This is a genomic window from Priestia sp. ST2 (assembly GCF_055810735.1).
Genome location: NZ_JBVVNT010000001.1, coordinates 538,750 through 558,912 on the forward strand (window position 1 = coordinate 538,750; position 20,163 = coordinate 558,912).

At 38.5% G+C, this 20,163-nt stretch carries 22 protein-coding genes; 21 read left to right on the forward strand and 1 reads right to left on the reverse strand.

Annotation, left to right across the window (positions count from 1 at the left end):
* The first annotated feature begins 63 nt into the window (after positions 1-63).
* The 5 genes from cmk to AC0KUU_RS02800 all read left to right on the forward strand — a co-directional run bounded on the left by cmk (position 64) and on the right by AC0KUU_RS02800 (position 5,081).
* Positions 64-738, forward strand: a complete 675-nt coding sequence (cmk, locus tag AC0KUU_RS02780; RefSeq protein ID WP_043976370.1) for a (d)CMP kinase — start codon at positions 64-66, stop codon at positions 736-738.
* Positions 735-1,322 (forward strand): lysophospholipid acyltransferase family protein, encoded by a 588-nt coding sequence (locus AC0KUU_RS02785; RefSeq protein WP_043976371.1) that lies wholly within the window; start codon positions 735-737, stop codon positions 1,320-1,322. The genes cmk and AC0KUU_RS02785 overlap by 4 nt, the downstream gene beginning before the upstream one ends.
* A gap of 162 nt (positions 1,323-1,484) precedes the next feature.
* Entirely contained in the window at positions 1,485-2,621 is a 1,137-nt protein-coding gene (gene rpsA / locus AC0KUU_RS02790) for a 30S ribosomal protein S1 (RefSeq protein WP_013059027.1), read from the forward strand.
* 16 nt (positions 2,622-2,637) lie between these two features.
* A complete protein-coding gene (gene fni / locus AC0KUU_RS02795; RefSeq protein WP_043976373.1) occupies positions 2,638-3,690 on the forward strand; it encodes a type 2 isopentenyl-diphosphate Delta-isomerase in 1,053 nt (350 codons plus the stop codon).
* Between the two features lie 176 nt (positions 3,691-3,866).
* Positions 3,867-5,081 carry an MFS transporter gene (locus tag AC0KUU_RS02800; RefSeq protein WP_043976374.1) on the forward strand — a complete coding sequence of 405 codons (1,215 nt, stop codon included), beginning with the start codon at positions 3,867-3,869 and terminating at the stop codon, positions 5,079-5,081.
* A gap of 31 nt (positions 5,082-5,112) precedes the next feature.
* Here AC0KUU_RS02800 and AC0KUU_RS02805 read toward each other — a convergent pair whose 3' ends face one another.
* Positions 5,113-5,250: a YpzI family protein gene (locus AC0KUU_RS02805; protein WP_013059024.1), complete on the reverse strand. Its 138-nt coding sequence runs from the start codon at positions 5,248-5,250 to the stop codon at positions 5,113-5,115.
* A 120-nt stretch (positions 5,251-5,370) separates the two neighbouring features.
* Between AC0KUU_RS02805 and AC0KUU_RS02810 the strand changes: the two genes are divergently transcribed.
* The 16 genes from AC0KUU_RS02810 (at position 5,371) to aroB (ending at position 20,000) form a co-directional block, all read left to right on the forward strand.
* Entirely contained in the window at positions 5,371-5,976 is a 606-nt protein-coding gene (locus AC0KUU_RS02810) for a YphA family membrane protein (protein ID WP_043976376.1), read from the forward strand.
* A gap of 297 nt (positions 5,977-6,273) precedes the next feature.
* Entirely contained in the window at positions 6,274-7,584 is a 1,311-nt protein-coding gene (der, locus tag AC0KUU_RS02815; RefSeq protein WP_013059022.1) for a ribosome biogenesis GTPase Der, read from the forward strand.
* Positions 7,585-7,601: 17 nt separating this feature from the next.
* Positions 7,602-8,633, forward strand: a complete 1,032-nt coding sequence (locus AC0KUU_RS02820; protein ID WP_013084894.1) for an NAD(P)H-dependent glycerol-3-phosphate dehydrogenase — start codon at positions 7,602-7,604, stop codon at positions 8,631-8,633.
* 315 nt (positions 8,634-8,948) lie between these two features.
* Positions 8,949-9,152 carry a DUF2768 domain-containing protein gene (locus AC0KUU_RS02825; RefSeq protein WP_013059020.1) on the forward strand — a complete coding sequence of 68 codons (204 nt, stop codon included), beginning with the start codon at positions 8,949-8,951 and terminating at the stop codon, positions 9,150-9,152.
* 24 nt (positions 9,153-9,176) lie between these two features.
* The gene (locus tag AC0KUU_RS02830; protein ID WP_043976379.1) at positions 9,177-9,899 is read left to right on the forward strand and encodes a hypothetical protein; all 723 of its coding nucleotides are present in this window, start codon (positions 9,177-9,179) and stop codon (positions 9,897-9,899) included.
* A 229-nt stretch (positions 9,900-10,128) separates the two neighbouring features.
* Positions 10,129-11,607 (forward strand): stage IV sporulation protein A, encoded by a 1,479-nt coding sequence (spoIVA, locus tag AC0KUU_RS02835; RefSeq protein ID WP_013059017.1) that lies wholly within the window; start codon positions 10,129-10,131, stop codon positions 11,605-11,607.
* 373 nt (positions 11,608-11,980) lie between these two features.
* On the forward strand, positions 11,981-12,253 hold the full coding sequence (locus AC0KUU_RS02840; RefSeq protein WP_013059016.1) for an HU family DNA-binding protein: 273 nt from the start codon (positions 11,981-11,983) through the stop codon (positions 12,251-12,253).
* Positions 12,254-12,401: 148 nt separating this feature from the next.
* A complete protein-coding gene (gene folE, locus AC0KUU_RS02845; protein ID WP_013059015.1) occupies positions 12,402-12,968 on the forward strand; it encodes a GTP cyclohydrolase I FolE in 567 nt (188 codons plus the stop codon).
* A gap of 25 nt (positions 12,969-12,993) precedes the next feature.
* A complete protein-coding gene (mtrB, locus tag AC0KUU_RS02850; RefSeq protein ID WP_013059014.1) occupies positions 12,994-13,224 on the forward strand; it encodes a trp RNA-binding attenuation protein MtrB in 231 nt (76 codons plus the stop codon).
* A 278-nt stretch (positions 13,225-13,502) separates the two neighbouring features.
* A complete protein-coding gene (locus tag AC0KUU_RS02855; RefSeq protein ID WP_322552415.1) occupies positions 13,503-14,297 on the forward strand; it encodes a heptaprenyl diphosphate synthase component 1 in 795 nt (264 codons plus the stop codon).
* 4 nt (positions 14,298-14,301) lie between these two features.
* Positions 14,302-15,006 carry a demethylmenaquinone methyltransferase gene (locus AC0KUU_RS02860; RefSeq protein ID WP_013059012.1) on the forward strand — a complete coding sequence of 235 codons (705 nt, stop codon included), beginning with the start codon at positions 14,302-14,304 and terminating at the stop codon, positions 15,004-15,006.
* Positions 15,007-15,087: 81 nt separating this feature from the next.
* Positions 15,088-16,053 (forward strand): heptaprenyl diphosphate synthase component II, encoded by a 966-nt coding sequence (hepT, locus tag AC0KUU_RS02865; RefSeq protein ID WP_013084891.1) that lies wholly within the window; start codon positions 15,088-15,090, stop codon positions 16,051-16,053.
* A 115-nt stretch (positions 16,054-16,168) separates the two neighbouring features.
* Positions 16,169-16,618, forward strand: a complete 450-nt coding sequence (gene ndk, locus AC0KUU_RS02870) for a nucleoside-diphosphate kinase (protein WP_013059010.1) — start codon at positions 16,169-16,171, stop codon at positions 16,616-16,618.
* 210 nt (positions 16,619-16,828) lie between these two features.
* Positions 16,829-17,611: a CheR family methyltransferase gene (locus AC0KUU_RS02875; protein ID WP_043976384.1), complete on the forward strand. Its 783-nt coding sequence runs from the start codon at positions 16,829-16,831 to the stop codon at positions 17,609-17,611.
* 134 nt (positions 17,612-17,745) lie between these two features.
* A complete protein-coding gene (aroC, locus tag AC0KUU_RS02880; protein WP_322552414.1) occupies positions 17,746-18,918 on the forward strand; it encodes a chorismate synthase in 1,173 nt (390 codons plus the stop codon).
* On the forward strand, positions 18,918-20,000 hold the full coding sequence (gene aroB, locus AC0KUU_RS02885) for a 3-dehydroquinate synthase (protein ID WP_043976386.1): 1,083 nt from the start codon (positions 18,918-18,920) through the stop codon (positions 19,998-20,000). The genes aroC and aroB overlap by 1 nt, the downstream gene beginning before the upstream one ends.
* Positions 20,001-20,163 lie beyond the last annotated feature (163 nt).

Consider the following 20,163-nt stretch of genomic DNA (forward strand, 5'->3'; position numbering starts at 1 on the left):
AATGGCTCATTGTATAAAAGATGAAAGTGGTTTGTTCCTGTTTTGAAATTAAGGGAGGCACTTATGGAAAAACAAATTTCAATCGCGATTGACGGTCCTGCAGCTGCTGGGAAAAGTACAGTGGCAAAGATTATAGCAGAAACCTTATCATATATTTATGTTGATACAGGAGCGATGTATCGTGCTCTAACGTATCAAGCACAGAAAAACCAGGTAGATTTGCAAAATGAAGAAGAGCTATTGCATTTACTTAACGAAACAGTCATCGATTTAAAGCCGTCTGAATCGGGACAGGTAGTCATCTTAAATGGGCAGAATGTTACAGGTGAAATTCGTTCAGCAGAAGTAACTAACTCTGTATCCATCGTAGCGAAACATCGTGCAGTTCGTGAAGAGATGGTAGCGAGACAGCAGGGCCTTGCTAAAGATGGAGGCGTTGTAATGGACGGACGTGATATCGGTACACACGTGCTTCCTCACGCAGAAGTTAAAATCTTTTTATTAGCGTCTGTGGATGAAAGAGCACAGCGACGCCATGACGAAAACATAAAAAAAGGTTTTGAATCAAATTTAGAGCGTTTAAAAGAAGAAATTGCCCGCAGAGACAAGCTGGATTCTGAGCGCGAAGTAGCACCTCTTAAAAAAGCTGAAGATGCAATTGAAATCGATACAACTTCTTTATCGATTGAAGGAGTTGTAGAAAAAATACTTTCTATTACAAAAGAAAGGATTGGATGATTTTGAGCTTTTATATGTTTGCACGTGCCATTGTAAAAGGCATTTTAACACCAGTTTATCGTTATGAAGTAATCGGTGCAGAAAATATCCCTTCAGAAGGCGGAGTTTTGCTTTGTTCAAATCATATTGACAACTTAGATCCGCCTACTGTAGGTGTGACATGTCCAAGGCCTATTTCGTTTATGGCAAAAGCAGAGCTGTTTAAAGCACCTTTTCTGAAGACGGTTCTGCCAAAGTTAGAAACATTCCCTGTAAAGCGCGGGATGGCAGATCGTGAAGCTTTGCGCCAGGGGTTAAAGATTTTAAAAGAAGGAAAAGTGCTTGGATTGTTTCCCGAAGGAACAAGAAGTAAAGATGGGAAATTAGGAAAAGGGATGGCTGGAGTAGGCTTTTTTGCTTTGCGTTCAAAAGCAGCTGTTGTGCCTTGTGCTGTTATTGGTCCATATAAGCGTTTTGCAAGGTTAAAAGTAGTGTACGGACCGCCAATTCAGATGGATGAGCTTCGCGAACGAAAAGCACCAGCCGACGAAGTGACCGAAGTTATTATGAAAAGCATTGGTGAATTAATTGAAAAATATCAATAGTTTGTAACCTTATGACTTGACAAAAGATTCTATTTATTAGAAGTTAGTAACAAAGAGAGTTTTTTCTATACAGAGCTATATACAATAATGATGAGCTAAAAGAGTGAAGAACTCTTACAAGGGAATACATATTGTAGATGGATATTGGAGGAGGAAAAGACGATGACAGAAGATATGAATCAAGTAGAGGTAACGTCATTAGAAGTAGGAGAAACAGTAAAAGGTACTATTACAAAAGTAGAAGAAAAGCAAGTGTATGTAGATGTACCTAACAGCAAACTAGACGGTATTATTCCAATTAGTGAATTAGCGAGCTTACATATTGAAAAAGCAGGCGATGTAATCCAAGAAGGTGCCGAAGTCGAAGCGAAAGTAATTAAAGTGGAAGACGATTTGCTTGTGCTATCTAAACGGGCTGTAGATGCTGAAAAAGCATGGGATGGTTTAGAAGCAAAACTTTCTTCAGGTGAAGTGTTTGAAGCGGTAGTCAAAGAAATTGTCAAAGGCGGATTAGTAGTAGATATTGGTGTGAGAGGGTTCATTCCAGCTTCTCTTGTTGAAACTCATTTCGTTGATGATTTTGCAGAGTATCAAGATCAAACTCTTACGGTCAAAGTAGTGGAATTAGATAAAGAAAAAAATCGCGTGATCCTTTCGCATCGTGCAGTTGTAGAAGAAGAGCTTGTACAACAAAAAGAAAATGTTCTTGAGTCATTAAAAGAAGGTCAGGTTTTAGAAGGAACCGTTCAGCGCTTAACAGACTTTGGAGCGTTTGTAGATGTAGGCGGAGTAGATGGGTTAGTGCACATTTCTCAGCTTTCACATACGCGTGTAGAAAAACCTTCAGACGTAGTAGCTGAGGGAGATGCTGTGAAAGTCAAAGTATTGTCTGTTGACAAATCAACGGGGCGTGTTTCATTATCTATTAAAGATACGTTAGAAGGTCCATGGTCCAACATTTCTACGAAGCTTCGCCAAGGTGATGTAGTAGATGGAACCGTTAAAAGACTTGTATCTTTTGGAGCTTTTGTGGAAGTTCTACCTGGAGTAGAAGGACTTGTACACATTTCTCAAATTTCCCATAAGCATATCGGGACACCGCATGAAGTGCTTTCTGAAGGCGAAAAAGTGACGGTGAAAGTACTTGATGTGAATGAACAAGAACGACGCGTTTCGTTAAGCATTCGTGATCTTGAGGAAGAAGAACAAGAAGATTACGGTGACTATGAATTACAAGAAGAGTCAAAAGGTTTCCAATTAGGTGATATGATTGGGGATCAATTAAAAAAATTAAGATAAGTAATGGTGATGATTTGTGAGCAGAGCAAAACGTAAAATTGATCACATTCATCATGCGATTCAAACGGGACAGCATCGGCTGCACGGGCTAGATGATATTCGCTTCGTTCATAATAGCTTGCCAAATACTGGCGTGCACGATGTTCATATTGATACAAAAATTGGCGAACTTTTGTTAAGTTCGCCAATTTTTATAAATGCTATGACGGGCGGTGGCGGACAAGAAACGGAACGGATTAACCGTTCGTTTGCTCAAATTGCTCATCATGGTCAATTAGCAATGGCCGTTGGATCGCAGATGGCTGCGATTAAAGATGAAATGGAAGAACAATCATACAGAGTAGTGCGTCAAGAAAACCCTAACGGAATTATTTTTGCCAACCTAGGCAGTGAAGCTACAGTTGAACAAGCTAAAAAAGCAGTTGATATGCTTGAAGCAAATGGACTTCAAATTCATTTAAATGTTATACAAGAACTGGTCATGCCGGAGGGAGATCGTGATTTCACCGATGCATTACGTCGTATTGAACGCATTGTCCGAGAAGTAACCGTTCCTGTAATTGTCAAAGAAGTAGGTTTTGGGATGAGCGCTCAAGCAGTGCAAAAACTTAAAGATGTTGGTGTTGAAATCGTTGATATTGGTGGGTACGGTGGTACCAATTTTTCGAAAATCGAAAATGAAAGACGAGCAAAACATTTTCACTTCTTTAATGATTGGGGAATTTCTACAGCAGCTTCTTTAGCAGAAGTATCTCAGCACGTAGAAGGTATATCCATTATTGGTTCGGGAGGTATTCAAACCTCTATGGATATTGCTAAGTCTATTGCGTTAGGAGCTTCTGCAACGGGAATGGCAGGATATTTTTTATCCATTTTAATGAAGTCTGGTTTAGAAGCAGTTGTGGAAGAGATAGCCGAGATGCATGAGGAGTTAACGTTCATCATGGCTGCGCTAGGAGCAACTTCTATTGCTAAGCTTCAGCAAATGCCTCTAGTTATTACAGGGGATACCCATAGCTGGCTGACTCAGCGAAATGTATCTATAGAAACATTTAATAACAGATCATAAAAAAGCATGCAGTTGACTGCGTGCTTTTTTATTTCTTTAAAAGATGAATGATCGCGTTTTCATTTAAAAAAACAAAAAATGTTGGCAGAAGAAGTGACAAAAAGCATGAAATCCCAAACGTTAGCCCCTTATAATAAGTAAAATAGACAGAAAAATCAGAAAAAAGAGGTGGCGTAATGAAAAAGGGACATCCTGTATTTACAATTTTTCTTTTCTTTTTAGGCTGGGTTTTCATGTATGCAGATCGTAATATTTTATCTCCGGTTATGGGAGATATCGGTGCGCAGTGGGATCTTAATAAAGCTGAACTTGGGCTAATGTCTACCGTATTTTTTGCAGCGTATGCAGCTATGCAAATTCCAACGGGTTTTTTGGCAGATCGATTTGGTCGAGTTAAGATCTTAGTAGCTGGATACATCTTGTTTGGAGTTGCCACATTTTTTACAGGACTTACAACTACTTTCGGTATGTTCTTACTTATGCGGGCGCTGACAGGACTTGGAGAAGGAACGTATTATGGTTCACAATACGGAGTTTCTTCAAGCATCACATCTGAACGATACCGAGGTTTAGTGTCGGCGCTCATTAATAGTGGAATGGCTTTTGGTATATCACTTGGTTTTATCGGTTCTACATACATTACATATACGTTAGAAAAAGACTGGCAGTTTACTTTTTACTTATTTGCTATTCCAACTATAGTAATAGCTATTTTAATAGCTTTCTTTGTAAAAGATAAGCAAAGGGATCAAGAAAAAAATTCGCTAAATAAAGAAACAAAGCAGTCGCTAAAAGTATTATTTACAAAAAATCATATTTTCGTATACATTTTAATCTTCTGCTCTCTTTACGGATTTTTTGGGATGCTGACTTGGCTTCCTTATTATTTGCAGCACTCGCGAGGCTTAGAAGGGTCTCAAACAGGCATCATAGCATCTTTAGTACCTTGGGCGTCTATTCCAGGAGCAATCTTCTTTGGGTATATATCTGATCGAATTGCAAATAAAAAAGCATTAATTGTGAGTTTGTCAGTAGCGGGCGCTTTGTGTCAATTTTTTATTCCCTATACAGAGGGTTATTCTTGGCTATTAATCGGCTTAATTGTGTACGGTTTGATAGGTAAATTAGCATTAGATCCGATTTTGATTTCGTATATGGCGGATATTACTCCATCGTCCATGTACTCTAAAGTGTACGGTTTTTTCAACTTCAGCGGCATGCTGTCATCGATCTTTGCACCTTACATTACCGGATATTTTGCAGATAAACTTGGAAGTATGGAATTCGGGTTTTATTTGTCAGGAGCACTATTGTTAGTGGGAGGAGTTCTCTTTTTGTTTACAGGAAAGAAAGAACGTTCCTATCCTGTTTCACATCCAGTTTTAAAATAAAAAAATGCGCTGACTTAGTCAGCGCATTTTTTTATTTATGCTCATTTAACTCGCGTGCTTCTTCAGGACTTTGCAAGCTAGTTGCTCCCGGATAGTGAAGTCCTTGATCACGGTCAGATTCAACTCGTTTTGATTCTTTTAATTTTTTCTCTTGACGATCTTTTCCCATTTTAGATTCCCTCCTTTTTTCTGATAGGTTGTCCAAAATAAGGGGTTCTATTCTAAAACTCCGATTAAGTTTTACTAAATTGATACATACTGATGACAGGTAGAGGAGGTGCCATATTCAGTGGACGGAATTTTCTTTTATTGGCTTTCGTGGATGGGATGGATTGTTGCGACTTTTCTTATGCCCAAAACACCTAGACGTTGGAAGGTAGCAGCCATTATATTAATCAGTATACTCCTAAGCGGAATGAACATGCATATGGCTCAGTTTTCATTTAGCTACACCGCTTTGTTTTTAGTGGGGGTAGCGTGTGTTTATGCTTCAGGCTACAGCAGGTTTCAGCAGTTATATTATGTTATTGTATGCGGCATTATAATAATTGCCTATGCTGGTTTTTGTTTACTTGAGCTCTATGATCCTGTATGGATTTTTATTGATCGTAAGTGGATTTTGACTGGACTTATCTTATATATTTGCTTTATGGTGATTAAAGATGCTGAAAAAAGATTCGCAGCCATCATTTTAGGTGTAGTTGGAGGAGATTTTTTATACGCAGTTGTCATTCGAGATATTGCATCTTATGAAGTAGGGTCTCTTCGGACACTCGACGTTTTAGCAACAGCAGTAGGAGCTATGTTTATTTGGGAGATGCTGGTTTATTTCTCTGCTTATTTAGATTTGTACGTGCTGAAGTCTCACAGGCAAAAGCAAAGTACTTACAAATAGAAGAAGAGATTTCGTAAAATTATATTGTTGTTACCGGTGATTTTTGATAAAATTGTTTGATTGAAAGAGTAATGCTTATTCAGCGGATAGGCAGTTAATCAGCCTGGTGTAAAATAGAGCTGATAAAAAGCCTGCTTTATCGCTTATGATCGATTAGTAGAGGTCATGCCACGCTGCATGGCCTCAATTTTTGAAAAAAGAATGATCTTATTTATTTGTACATGTAGATAAATACCTTTAGTCGATTAAAGACTGGTTGCCGATACATAAAAAAGATCAAGGAAAGGGAAGAATCGTATGCCAAAACCAATTATTGCGATTGTTGGTCGTCCCAACGTAGGAAAATCAACAATTTTCAACCGAATTGTAGGAGAGCGAGTATCTATTGTAGAAGATATTCCGGGTGTAACTCGTGATCGTATCTATAGTTCAGGTGAGTGGCTGAATGTGGACTTTAACATTATTGATACCGGCGGTATTGATATTGGAGATGAGCCATTTTTAGAACAGATCAAACAGCAGGCAGAAATTGCAATTGATGAAGCGGACGTAATCATTTTTCTAGTGAATGGACGCGATGGAATTACTGCAGCTGATGAAGAAGTGGCGAAAATTTTATACAAATCGAAAAAGCCCGTTGTCCTAGCTGTTAATAAAGTAGATAATCCTGAAATGAGAGAATTAATCTATGATTTCTACGCACTAGGATATGGAGAACCGTTCCCAATCTCAGGAACGCATGGTTTAGGTTTAGGTGACCTGCTAGACGAGGCAGCTAAGCACTTTCCAAAAGAAAAAGACGAAGATTATGGAGAAGACGTCATTAAATTTTCATTGATTGGTCGTCCTAACGTAGGGAAATCTTCATTAGTTAATGCTCTTCTAGGTGAAGACCGTGTTATTGTCAGTGATCTTGCCGGCACGACACGCGATGCCATTGATACAAAGTTTACAAAAGAAGATCAAGAATATGTTGTTATTGATACAGCTGGAATGAGAAAGCGTGGAAAAGTGTACGAGAGTACTGAAAAATACAGCGTACTGCGCGCATTAAAGGCAATTGAACGCTCAGATGTTGTCTTAGTTGTATTAAATGCTGAAGAGGGTATTATTGAACAAGATAAGAAAATTGCTGGCTATGCACAAGAAGCTGGAAAAGCTGTTGTCATCGTTGTGAACAAATGGGATACAGTAGAAAAAGATGAAAAAACAATGAAAAAATTTGAAGAGAATATACGTGAGCATTTTCAGTTCTTAACATATGCTCCAATTGTATTCCTTTCAGCCAAAACGAAAAAACGTACGCATACGCTATTGCCAATGATTGATCTTGCAAGCGAAAGCCATGCGGTGCGTGTAGAAACAAGCATTTTAAATGATGTGATTATGGATGCAGTAGCAATGAACCCTACGCCTACTCACAACGGCAACCGCTTGAAAATCTATTACACAACTCAAGTAGCAATCAAGCCGCCAACTTTTGTTGTGTTTGTAAATGATCCTGAGCTAATGCATTTTTCATATAAACGTTTCTTAGAAAATAAGCTTCGTGAAGCTTTTGGATTTGAAGGAACTCCAATTAAAATTATTGCAAGACCAAGAAAATAACAGAGGATGTGATCGGCGTGGAAAGAATAGCTGTACTAGGAGCAGGAAGCTGGGGAACTGCATTAGCTTTCGTATTGGCGGAAAATGGACACGATGTTCGCATTTGGGGACATAGACAACAAGTCATTGATCAAATCAACGAGACGCATAAGAATGAAAAATATTTGCCTGGTGTAGAGCTTCCTCATCAGATTAAAGGTTTTACGTCATTAGAAAAGGCAATAGAAGGTGTTGAAACCCTTATTTTAGCTGTTCCAACGAAGGCCATTCGTGAAGTGTTGCAGCAGCTAAAATCCCTTACCGATGAACTATTTACAATTGTTCACGTAAGTAAAGGGATTGAACCGGATTCTCTTTTACGTATATCTCAAATGATTCAACAAGAAATTGATACAAAAGACATTGTTGTCTTATCAGGTCCGAGTCATGCTGAAGAAGTAAGTAGAAGGCAGCCCACAACTGTGACGTCAGCTTCAACAAATATACAAGCAGCAGAAAAAGTGCAGGATTTATTTAATAATCAGCAGTACTTCCGTGTTTATACAAATCCTGATGTGATTGGTGTGGAAATTGGGGGAGCGTTAAAAAATATTATTGCTCTTGCTGCTGGTATTACGGATGGACTTGGATATGGTGACAATGCGAAGGCCGCTCTTATGACTCGTGGCTTGGCTGAAATCGCTCGTTTAGGTACTGTGCTTGGTGCCAATCCTCTGACGTTCTCAGGTTTAACCGGGATCGGAGACTTGATTGTAACGTGTACAAGCGTTCATTCTCGAAATTGGCGCGCTGGTAATCTTCTTGGAAAAGGCAAAAATTTAGACGAAGTATTAGAAAATATGGGAATGGTTGTAGAAGGTGTACGCACGACGAAAGCAGCTTACCAGCTATCTCAAAAATATGACGTAAAAATGCCGATTGCTGATGCTTTATATAATGTACTGTTTAATGATGTGAAGGCAAAGGATGCAGTAGACGCGCTTATGTCTCGTACTAAAACACATGAAATGGAAGATTTAGCGAATGTTTTAGGAGAAAAATTAAATTAAGTGCAAAGAAATATGAAAAAATAGGCAATTAGTGATACCCAAAATCATTTACTTGCATAAAATAACGTGTAAATAAAGATGAGTAGAACTGTTAGTATGGGAATATTTAGTTATGATCGAAGCGAAGAGCCCCCTTCGCTTCGATTTTTTTTATGTGAATAAGCAGGAATTTGTCAATTTAATAGGAAAGTAATTACTATAGAGCGTGAATCACTGGAAGGTAAATAAATAGTTAATTTAGAAAGTTCTATCAATATCCATCTTAACTATAAGTCCTTATGTTATAATAACGGTGAAAAAAGGAGTGGATGCAGTTTGTCGCCAGGTTTGTTAAAGATGTGGATTTCATTGGGCTCCATTGTATTTATGTTTATTTCGGTATTTTCTATTTACTTTAGTCGTTATAAAATTACGAACCGCATTGGTAAAATTGTACTCGCTTTCATTGCCTATTCGCTTATGATTGTAGCAGGTCTTATTATGGTAATTGTTGTATTCAGCGGGCCGACAGATGCTTAATGTACATATGGTAGGGTGAGGAAAATGAAAAAATTCATGCTAACGTCTATTGTTGGGTTAACCATTTTGGTATTATCCGGTTGTTTGTACCCGGCAGAAAGAATGTCTCAAAATCAAGTTCCTTATAAAGATCAAGTTGCTTCCGTGCAAACGGCGGTTGATCAATTTAAACAAGAAAGCGGAGGCTTATTGCCAATAAAAACGAAAGATATGGACACGCCGATTTATCAAAAATATCCGATTGACTTTACGAAAATTGTTCCTAGATACATGCAAGACGCACCTGGTAATTCGTATGAAAGCGGAGGGATATTTGCGTACGTACTTGTGGATGCAGAAACAAAGCCCACGGTTAAATTATTAGACTTACGAATGGCGGATACGATTCAAGATGTTAACGTACATTTGAATATATACCGTCAAAATCATAAAGGGTACGTACCGTTTAAAGAGGTCATCGCTCCCGGCGTATTCTCTATTAATTATAAAAAATTGAATATGAAAGAGCCTCCTGTCGTTACTAGCCCATATACAGGGAATAGTCTTTCTTTAATTGTTAATGGACAGGGAGATGTATTTGTAGATTATCGTCCTGATTTGTATGATGCCATTCAAAAGCATAAAAGCTCCTACAAACCTGGTGAAGATATACGAAAGCTCCTTGTGGAAAACAGTGATTTTGTACCTGCTTACTCTCTTCCTTATACAGTCAACGATAAGAATGAACCAATATTTTTAAAAAAATAAGTCATGAACCCCTTCTCCTTGAATAATATTCAGAGAGAAGGGGTTTTCTCTTTCTTGTACACCAATAATGATAATCAGAATGACTAAGTCAGCATGTGCATGAAAAAAATCATAAATTTTTCTATCAAAAGTCATATTTTAATAGGACAACGTCATAACTATATAGTGTCCTAATTTACTCTCGCAATGGATGTCATATTCCATGAACTCATAGATCGGAGGGGATCTTTTGGAAAAGGTGGATGTATTTAAAGATATCGCTGAACGTACAGGAGGCGATATATATTTAGGTGTGGTGGGAGCAGTTCGAACAGGAAAATCTACATTTATTAAAAAATTTATGGAGCTGGTGGTCCTGCCTCACATCGAGAACGAGGCAGAAAGAGCTCGCACACAAGATGAACTACCACAAAGTGCAGCTGGAAAAACGATTATGACAACTGAGCCGAAATTCGTACCGAATCAAGCAGTTAATGTTTTGGTAGATGACGGGCTAGAAGTTAACATACGGTTAGTAGATTGTGTAGGATATACGGTGCCAGGCGCTAAAGGGTACGAAGATGAAAACGGACCTCGAATGATCAATACACCTTGGTATGAAGAACCAATTCCATTTCACGAAGCGGCTGAAATTGGAACGAGAAAGGTAATTCAAGAACACTCAACGATTGGTGTCGTCATTACAACAGATGGCTCAATTGGAGATATACCTCGTCAAGATTACGTGGAAGCAGAAGAGCGCGTCATTAATGAACTAAAAGAAGTAGGCAAACCATTTATCATGGTTATTAATACCGTACAGCCATATCATCCTGATACAGAAAAGCTTCGTGCAAAGCTTAATGAAAAATATGATATTCCAGTATTAGCGATGAGTGTGGAAAGCATGCGCGATACTGATGTGATGAACGTATTAAGAGAAGCACTCTACGAGTTCCCTGTATTAGAAGTCAACGTTAATCTACCAAGCTGGGTAATGGTTTTAAAAGATAAACATTGGCTGCGTGAAAGCTATCAAGAAGCCGTTAAAGAAACGGTAAAAGATATTAAGAGGCTGAGAGACGTTGAACGGGTAGTAGAGCAATTTAGCCAGTTTGAGTTTATCGATCAGGCTCGATTAGCCGGAATTGAGATGGGGCAGGGAATTGCTGAAATTGACTTATATGCTCCAGATGACTTATACGACCAGATTTTGAAAGAAATCGTGGGAGTAGAAATTCGCGGAAGAGATCATTTGCTGCAGTTAATGCAAGATTTTGTGCATGCAAAAACCGAGTATGATCAAGTCTCTGATGCCCTTCGTATGGTTAAACAAACGGGTTATGGTGTAGCTGCACCTTCGCTTTCGGATATGAGCCTTGATGAGCCTGAAATTATTCGCCAAGGATCGCGTTTTGGAGTTCGTTTAAAAGCAGTGGCGCCTTCAATACACATGATTAAAGTGGATGTAGAATCAGAATTTGCGCCGATTATCGGAACGGAGAAGCAAAGCGAAGAATTAGTTCGTTATTTGATGCAAGACTTTGAAGATGATCCGCTTTCAATTTGGAATTCAGATATATTTGGCCGCTCTCTAAGTTCAATCGTAAGAGAAGGGATTCAAGGAAAGCTGTCGCTGATGCCTGAAAATGCACGATATAAGTTAAAAGAAACGCTAGAACGGATTATTAACGAAGGATCCGGAGGTTTAATCGCGATTATTCTATAAGCATGTAACGTTAGGCTCCTCATAAAGGAGCCTCTTCTTTTTGGATAGATCATACAAAACTTTACATATATTGTGATAGATCGCGTGGTTATCCTATTCCTGCGTTATTTTCTGCTTGCTATGCCTTGTTCAATATGTTAATCTTTTAACAGAAATCGATCGATCATACTGTTTTCACTACATACATACGGCAGATGAATGAAAAACATTGAATTATTTAGTTCAATCGTTTATGATTAGGCTTGTCGATACATAGGTTATGTATAATATCCATTTGTTTTGTTAAAGAATGAGATATAACGAATTACTAGATTCCTTTTCTAACAAGGTTTTTAGTTATTATATGATCCGATTTTGGGAGGAGGTGAATGGCATGAACAAGACAGAATTAATTAATGCTGTTGCAGAAGCAAGTGAGCTTTCAAAAAAGGATGCTACAAAAGCAGTTGATGCTGTTTTCGATACAATTTTAGAAGCTTTAAAAGCTGAGGACAAAGTTCAACTTATCGGTTTTGGTAACTTCGAAGTACGTGAACGTGCTGCTCGTAAAGGACGCAATCCACAAACTGGCGAAGAAATCGAAATTCCTGCTAGCAAAGTTCCTGCATTCAAACCAGGTAAAGCTCTTAAAGATGCTGTAAAATAATATCTACATAAAATGGCTTTATTCATAGCCGTTGATGAAGAGCTTTGAAAGGTCGCACATTTGCGACCTTTCTTTTTTGCCTTTGGTATATACATATGCTAGAATTTTTTTCATAAAGTCGTAATGCAACGAATTGGAGGGCAACAACATGTCATCTGTAAATAAACCACAGATCGAACAAGCCGTGAGACTAATTTTAGAAGCAATTGGCGAAGATCCAAACCGTGAAGGATTATTAGATACACCAAAGCGAGTAGCTAAAATGTATGAGGAAGTCTTTTCCGGGTTGAATGAAGATCCAAAAGAACATTTTAAAACAGTTTTTGGAGAAGATCATGAAGAGCTAGTGCTTGTAAAAGATATTCCTTTTTACTCTATGTGTGAACACCACTTAGTTCCTTTTTATGGAAAAGCTCATGTTGCGTATATTCCAAAAGGCGGACGAGTGACCGGTTTAAGTAAGCTGGCAAGAGCAGTAGAAGCTGTTGCAAAACGTCCTCAGCTTCAGGAGAGAATTACATCTACAGTGGCGGATTCTATTGTAGAAACATTAGAGCCGCACGGGGTAATGGTAGTAGTGGAAGCAGAGCACATGTGTATGACCATGCGAGGCATTAAAAAGCCTGGAGCTATGACAATCACTTCTGCTGTACGCGGAGTATTAGAACACGATGCAAGTTCTAGAGCTGAAGTTTTATCACTGATTAAATCATAATGTGGATGATGAAGGAGAAGAGAATATGACACAAAAAGGAACGCCGGAGTATATTGTCATTAAAGCGGTCGAAGATGGAGTTAACGTAATTGGCTTAACGCGAGGAGCAGATACGCGATTTCATCATTCAGAAAAACTAGATAAAGGCGAAGTAATGATTGCGCAGTTTACTGAGCATACATCCGCAATTAAAATTCGTGGCAAAGCCGTCATTCAGACTGTTCACGGAGAAATTGAATCCGATACGAAAAAATAAGCAGGGATTTTCCTGCTTTTATTTATATTTAAAATAAATGAATAAGAACAGGAAAAACATGGTGAAACTAAAAGCAATATCTTAAATTACTGTCTAAGAAATCCAGATGGTATGTAGATGAACGGTGTTCAAGCGGGTGAGCAGCTAAATGATTTAAACCGTGAAAAAGCTTCAAAAGAATTTAAAGGATATTTTATAATGTAATTATGTTATAATTGACACTATCGATTTGGAGTTAAAAGAACTTTAAACAAATAGTGATGGAAAGGGAGACAAGGATGATGAGCGTAAAAACCATCTATGATATTGTGGCCAACATGAAAGAACAGCTTCATGTTGAATTAAGTCATCCATATGTAAAAAAATATATTCATCATCCGCGTATTGATGAAAATAGATTACTGTACATGTGTTCGTTCTTAGATACTCTCTCAATGGAAGAAGAAAAAAAGAACAGCTCTGTGCTATCTGTGATGCTCGTTCAAACCGCACTTGATACCCACGATCTAGTCTCCACTCAAAATGTTAGCGGAAATGAAGGAAAGCTGCATGAGCGGCAGCTGGTAGTTTTGGCCGGAGATTATTACAGCGGCCTGTACTATTACTATTTAGCTCAAAGCAACCAGCTGAATTTAATGAAAGTTATAGCATCTGCTATTAAAGAAATTAATATCGCTAAGATACACATTTATAACAATCGCTCTACTAATCCAAACGACGTTATGAATAGTTTTTTAGCAGCAGAATCATCGTTTGTAAGATGCTTATGTGACTATTTTGAACGTGAAGAGTGGAAAGAACTTTTAAAACATGCAGCGTATTTGAACGGGATATTAAAGCAATTAAAGTCATTACAGCATAAAGAGCCTACTCTCTTGCTAAACTATTGCAAACAAATTGGTATGAATCAAGAACAAATAAAAGAATACCTTTATTCGTATACTCAACAGTCTGTAAACATTGTTAGAGGATACTTACGAAGTGAATTTGTGATGAATGAGTTTTTAAGAGAGCACTTAGATGAACTTACATCTAGCTTAGAAGTGCTGAAAAATGTCGTAGGAGAAGGATAGAGATATGCAGCAATCAAAAGAACAGCGTGTCCATGGCGTATTTGAAAAAATATACAAAAATTATGATCAAATGAATTCTGTTATTAGTTTTCAGCGTCATAAGGCATGGCGCAAAGATACGATGAAGCGAATGAATGTTCAAAAAGGAACAAAAGCTTTAGATGTTTGTTGCGGAACTGCGGATTGGACGCTAGCTATGGCTGAAGCAGTTGGAGAAACAGGAGAGGCAGTTGGCCTGGATTTTAGTCAAAATATGCTAAAGATTGGTGAAGAGAAAGTAAAAAACTCACCTTTTTCAAATATTACCTTACTACATGGCAATGCAATGGAACTTCCTTTTGAAGATAATTCATTTGACTATGTAACGATTGGATTCGGACTGCGCAACGTGCCCGATTACCTTCAAGTGTTAAAGGAAATGCAGCGCGTCGTGAAACCTGGCGGAAAAGTGGTTTGCCTTGAAACGTCTCAGCCCACGATGATCGGCTACCGACAAATGTACTTGCTTTACTTTAAGTATATTATGCCTGCGCTTGGAAAGATGGTCGCTAAAAGCTATGATGAATATTCATGGCTTCAAGAGTCAGCAAGGGACTTTCCAGGTCAAAAGCAATTGGCTGATATGTTCCGTGAAGCCGGTTTGACAGATGTTGAAGTGAAATCTTATACAGGTGGAGTAGCAGCGATGCATCTAGGGTACAAACGATAAAAGAGAAAAAGCTTGTCCTACAGGTGCAACAGCCTGTAGGATAAGGAGTAAAGAATGAATATATAATGCAAGGTGAGTCCAATGAAACTAAAAATGATGTACGCTTTTTTGAATACGGATATTACCCTTATTGAGAAAGAACTTGAACAAACTGTTCATACCGATGAAACACTTATCACAGATGCTTCTCTTCACCTTTTACAAGCAGGGGGGAAACGAATTCGCCCTGTATTTGTTTTGTTGGCAGCTAAATTTGGGCATTACAACATCGACCAAATCAAACACGTGGCAGTAGCGCTTGAGCTGATTCACATGGCGTCTCTTGTTCATGATGATGTTATTGATGACGCTGATAAGCGACGCGGAAAACCAACAATTAAGGCAAAATGGGACAATCGTATTGCTATGTATACAGGGGATTACATCTTTGCTCGTGCGCTTGAAGTTATGAGTGAGGTTAAAGATGTGGAAGCACATAAAATTTTATCTAATACGATGGTGGAATTAACGCTCGGTGAAATTGAACAGATTAAGGACAAATACAACCTAAACCAAAACTTACGCGTGTATCTGCGTAGAATTAAACGTAAAACGGCACTGCTAATTGCTGCAAGCTGTCAGTTAGGCGCAATTGCAGCGGGAGCTCCTGAAGATATACATAAACGTTTATTTTGGTTTGGATATTACGTGGGAATGTCATTTCAAATTACCGATGACATTTTAGATTTTATCTCATCAGAAGAACAGCTTGGGAAACCAGTTGGCAGCGACTTACTGCAAGGAAATATTACGCTGCCAGTTTTGTATGCCATTGAAAATGCTGAGTTTCGAGATAAAGTAGAACAGCTTTTCGAGAGGGAATATGAGCAAGAGCTGATCAATGAAATTATTTCTGATATTAAATCTTCTAACGCCATTGAACGTTCATTTGAGATGAGCGATCGTTATCTGCAAAAAGCGATGAGCATTTTAGAAGAGCTGCCGCCAAACAAGGCGAAAAAAACGCTGCATCAAATTGCGAAGTACATTGGAAAACGGAAATTTTGATTTATTTACTTTCATAAGTTGTAAACTGCTCGAAACAATGTTAATATCTTCATGAGGTGTGATTGCGCTTTCAAAACTTGTTTACATATCATGAACTTCAGGGGTGGAGAGTAAAATGATACAAAAAACGTTTTTAATGGTCAAACCAGACGGGGTACAAAGAAGCATTATTGGTGAGGTTATTTCTCGCTTTGAGAAAAAAGGTTTTCAACTAGTTGGAGCTAAGCTTATGCATATTTCGCAGGAATTAGCTGAAACACACTACGGTGAACATAAAGAGAAACCTTTCTTCGGTGAGTTAGTGAAATTTATCACATCAGGTCCAGTTTTTGCTATGGTATGGGAAGGTGAAAACGTGATTTCAGTATCACGTCAAATGGTGGGGAAAACTAACCCTCAAGAAGCGCTTCCTGGAACTATTCGAGGTGATTATGGACTGATTGTCGATAAGAATATTATTCACGGCTCAGATTCACCAGAAAGTGCGGAGCGTGAAATCAGCTTATTCTTTGAAAGTGAAGAGCTGACTTTCTATAAAAAAGACGCAGACGCTTGGATTTACTAATTTAGATAGCGCAAGGAGACGAATGAATTTTCATTCGTCTTTTTTATTGTGTTTATACATAGGTTCTAGGCTATTGATTGCGAATATCACTCTACATAAACATTTTCACAATGTATTCCGATATATTAATAAGAAGCTAAGCGTATATAAAGGTTTTATTTCCTTATACGTCTAACATAAACGTATAGAAATGAGAAAGGAGAGTTAAAAATGATAGATGAATACGACGCGTTTGTGGAGAAAATAAAAATAAAAACAGGCATTGATTTATCACTATATAAGCAGTCTCAAATGAAACGCCGCCTCACCTCCCTGTATGAAAAAAAAGGTTTTTCTAGTTTTTTTGAATATTATCGAGCAATGAGCAGTAACAGCGAACTGCTTGAGGAGTTTTTAGATCGGATGACGATTAACGTGTCAGAGTTTTATCGTAACTATCAGCGGTGGGATATATTGGAGCAAAAAATTTTACCGGCTCTTGTAAAAGGAAAAACAGACCTGAAAGTGTGGAGCGCTGCCTGTTCAACAGGGGAAGAGCCATATACACTAGCGATGGTTTTATCAACATTTTTTCCTCTTTCGCGTATTTCTATATTAGCGACTGATTTGGATGAAAAAGTGATAGAAAAAGCAAAAATAGGCTTTTATGATGAACGTTCACTTCAGGAGATGCCTGTTTCGATGAAAAATAAGTACTTTCAACAAAGAGGAACCGGCTACTTATTAGATGAAAAAATCAAAAAAACAGTTGTTTTTCAGAAACATAACTTACTGTCAGACTCTTTTCCAAAAAACGTTGACTTGATTGTTTGTCGAAATGTGCTTATTTATTTTACAGATGAAGCAAAGCATGCTTTATATGAAAAATTTAGCAGAGCTTTAGCACCTGGCGGCATCTTATTTGTAGGTAGCACAGAACAGGTTTTTACTCCCCAAAAGTATGGATTTGAAACGGCTGATACGTTTTTTTACAGAAAAGTAAAGACCATTTAATCGAGACAACCTGAAGCGGTTTCTTAAAAGCTGAGGTGAAACTTTTTGTACATTCTTATGTTATAGTATGGTATAGTCATATTTAAAAATGGAAAAATTCTGACGAATAATACATATTAAGCGGAGGTACGATTATGCGATATTTAACAGCAGGAGAATCCCATGGTCCACAATTGACTACTATTTTAGAGGGTGTTCCGGCAGGGCTTCCTTTAACAGCCGAAGACATCAATACAGATTTAGCGCGAAGACAAAAAGGTCATGGTCGCGGAAGACGTATGCAAATTGAAAAAGATCAAGCGGAAATTTTAAGCGGTGTCCGCCACGGCTATACGCTAGGATCTCCTATTACGTTAGCGGTAGAAAATAACGACTGGAAACACTGGACAAAAATTATGGGCATCGAGCCAATTTCTGAAGAAGAATCAGAAGAAGTAAAGCGTAAAATCTCAAGACCAAGACCAGGGCATGCCGATTTAAACGGCGCTATTAAATATGGTCATCGCGATATGAGAAATGTATTAGAACGTTCTTCAGCTCGCGAAACAACTGTAAGGGTAGCAGCAGGTGCTGTCGCTCGTCAAATCCTTGCTCAGTTCGGGATTTCCGTAGCTGGACATGTATTAGAAATTGGCGGCGTACAGGCAAATCCGCCTCAATACAAAAGCTTAGAGGAACTGCAAGAAGTCACTGAAGCTTCTCCAGTAAGATGTTTTGACTCAGCTATTGAGAAGGACATGATGCAAGCAATCGATGATGCTAAGAAAAATGGCGATTCTATCGGAGGCGTAGTAGAAGTTATTATTGAAGGCGTGCCAGCAGGAGTAGGCAGCTATGTTCATTACGATCGTAAATTAGATGCGAAGATTGCTGCAGCTGTTATGAGCATTAATGCATTTAAAGGCGTTGAGTTTGGGATTGGATTTGAAGCGGCTCGCAGACCAGGAAGCGAAGTTCATGACGAAATTCTATGGGATGAAAAGAACGGGTATACCCGTAAAACAAACAACTTAGGCGGCTTTGAAGGCGGCATGACAACAGGTATGCCAATTGTAGTACGCGGAGTAATGAAGCCTATTCCAACGCTTTACAAGCCGTTAAAAAGTGTTGATATTGAAACAAAAGAAGCCTTCGAGGCAAGCATCGAACGTTCAGACAGCTGCGCTGTGCCGGCGGCAAGCGTTGTAGCAGAAGCCGTTGTAGCTTGGGAATTGGCTGATGCGCTAATCGAACAGTTTGGACAAGACCGAATTGATTTAATTGCTGAAAATATTGAGAAAATGCGTGCACATGCGAGGGAGTTTTAATGTTGCAAATTGATATTCAAACTTTATCCAAAACATACCCTCTTTATTTAGGAAATGGATTAATTGAAAAGCTGCCTTCTATTATCGAGAGTGTAAAACCTAATCTGTCGTCCGTGTTAATCATCACCGATTCAGCTGTAGATTCATATTATGGAGAAGCTGCTGTAAAAGCGATTGAGACAAAATTTAAAGTGGCTAAATACGTAGTGCCAAGCGGTGAACATGCAAAGTCATTTCAACATTACTACGATTGTCAGACATTTGCGCTCGAACAGCAGCTTGACCGCAATGCGCTCGTTATTGCTTTTGGGGGAGGAGTAGTAGGCGATTTAGCTGGATTTGTAGCCGCTACTTATATGAGAGGAATTTCTTTTATTCAAGTGCCAACGACGCTTCTTGCTCACGATAGTGCTGTAGGCGGTAAAGTAGCCATTAATCATGAGCTTGGGAAAAATATGATTGGTGCTTTTTATCAGCCTGAAGCGGTTGTTTATGATATTGATCTTCTTAAAACGCTTCCCGAAAGAGAATGGCGTTCCGGTTTTGCAGAAGTGATTAAACACGCTTTTATTCACGATGAAGCATTTTATAAATGGCTTCAGCAAAATATACAATCGCTGACTGATTTACAAGATGAAAAATTAATTTATGCTATTCAAAACGGTATTTTAGTCAAAGCATCTGTTGTAAAAGAAGATGAGACAGAAGCTGGCGTTCGCGCTCACCTGAACTTTGGACATACGCTAGGGCATGCGATCGAAGCGGAGTGCGGCTATGGACAAATCAGTCACGGAGAAGGCGTAGCGATTGGTATGCTGTTTGCTATGAAAGTCAGCAATGTTCTTGAAAAAAGTCAGTTCTCTGTGGACGACATTGCGAAATGGTTTGAAAAATTTGGCTACAAGACGTCTGTCCCAAACCATCTTTCAGCTGAAAAACTGCTCGTAAGAATGAAAGCGGACAAGAAGTCTAAATCAAGCAATGTTCACATGGTACTGCTTGAAGGCATAGGCAAACCTTTTGTTCAACAAGTAGAAGATGAAGTGATTCTTAAACTGCTGAATGAAGAGCTTAAAGCTTAGTTTCGTCTAAAGCCAAGTAGATAGTAGTTGACAAATGGATTTGAAACGTACTACAATTGGTAACAAGTTAGTTTAGAGATTTTAGTTATGAGAAAACAATAGACAGTTTAGTTGAGATTAGGGTAGACGAGAATGAGACAGTTGAGCAGAGTTTAGTTGAGTG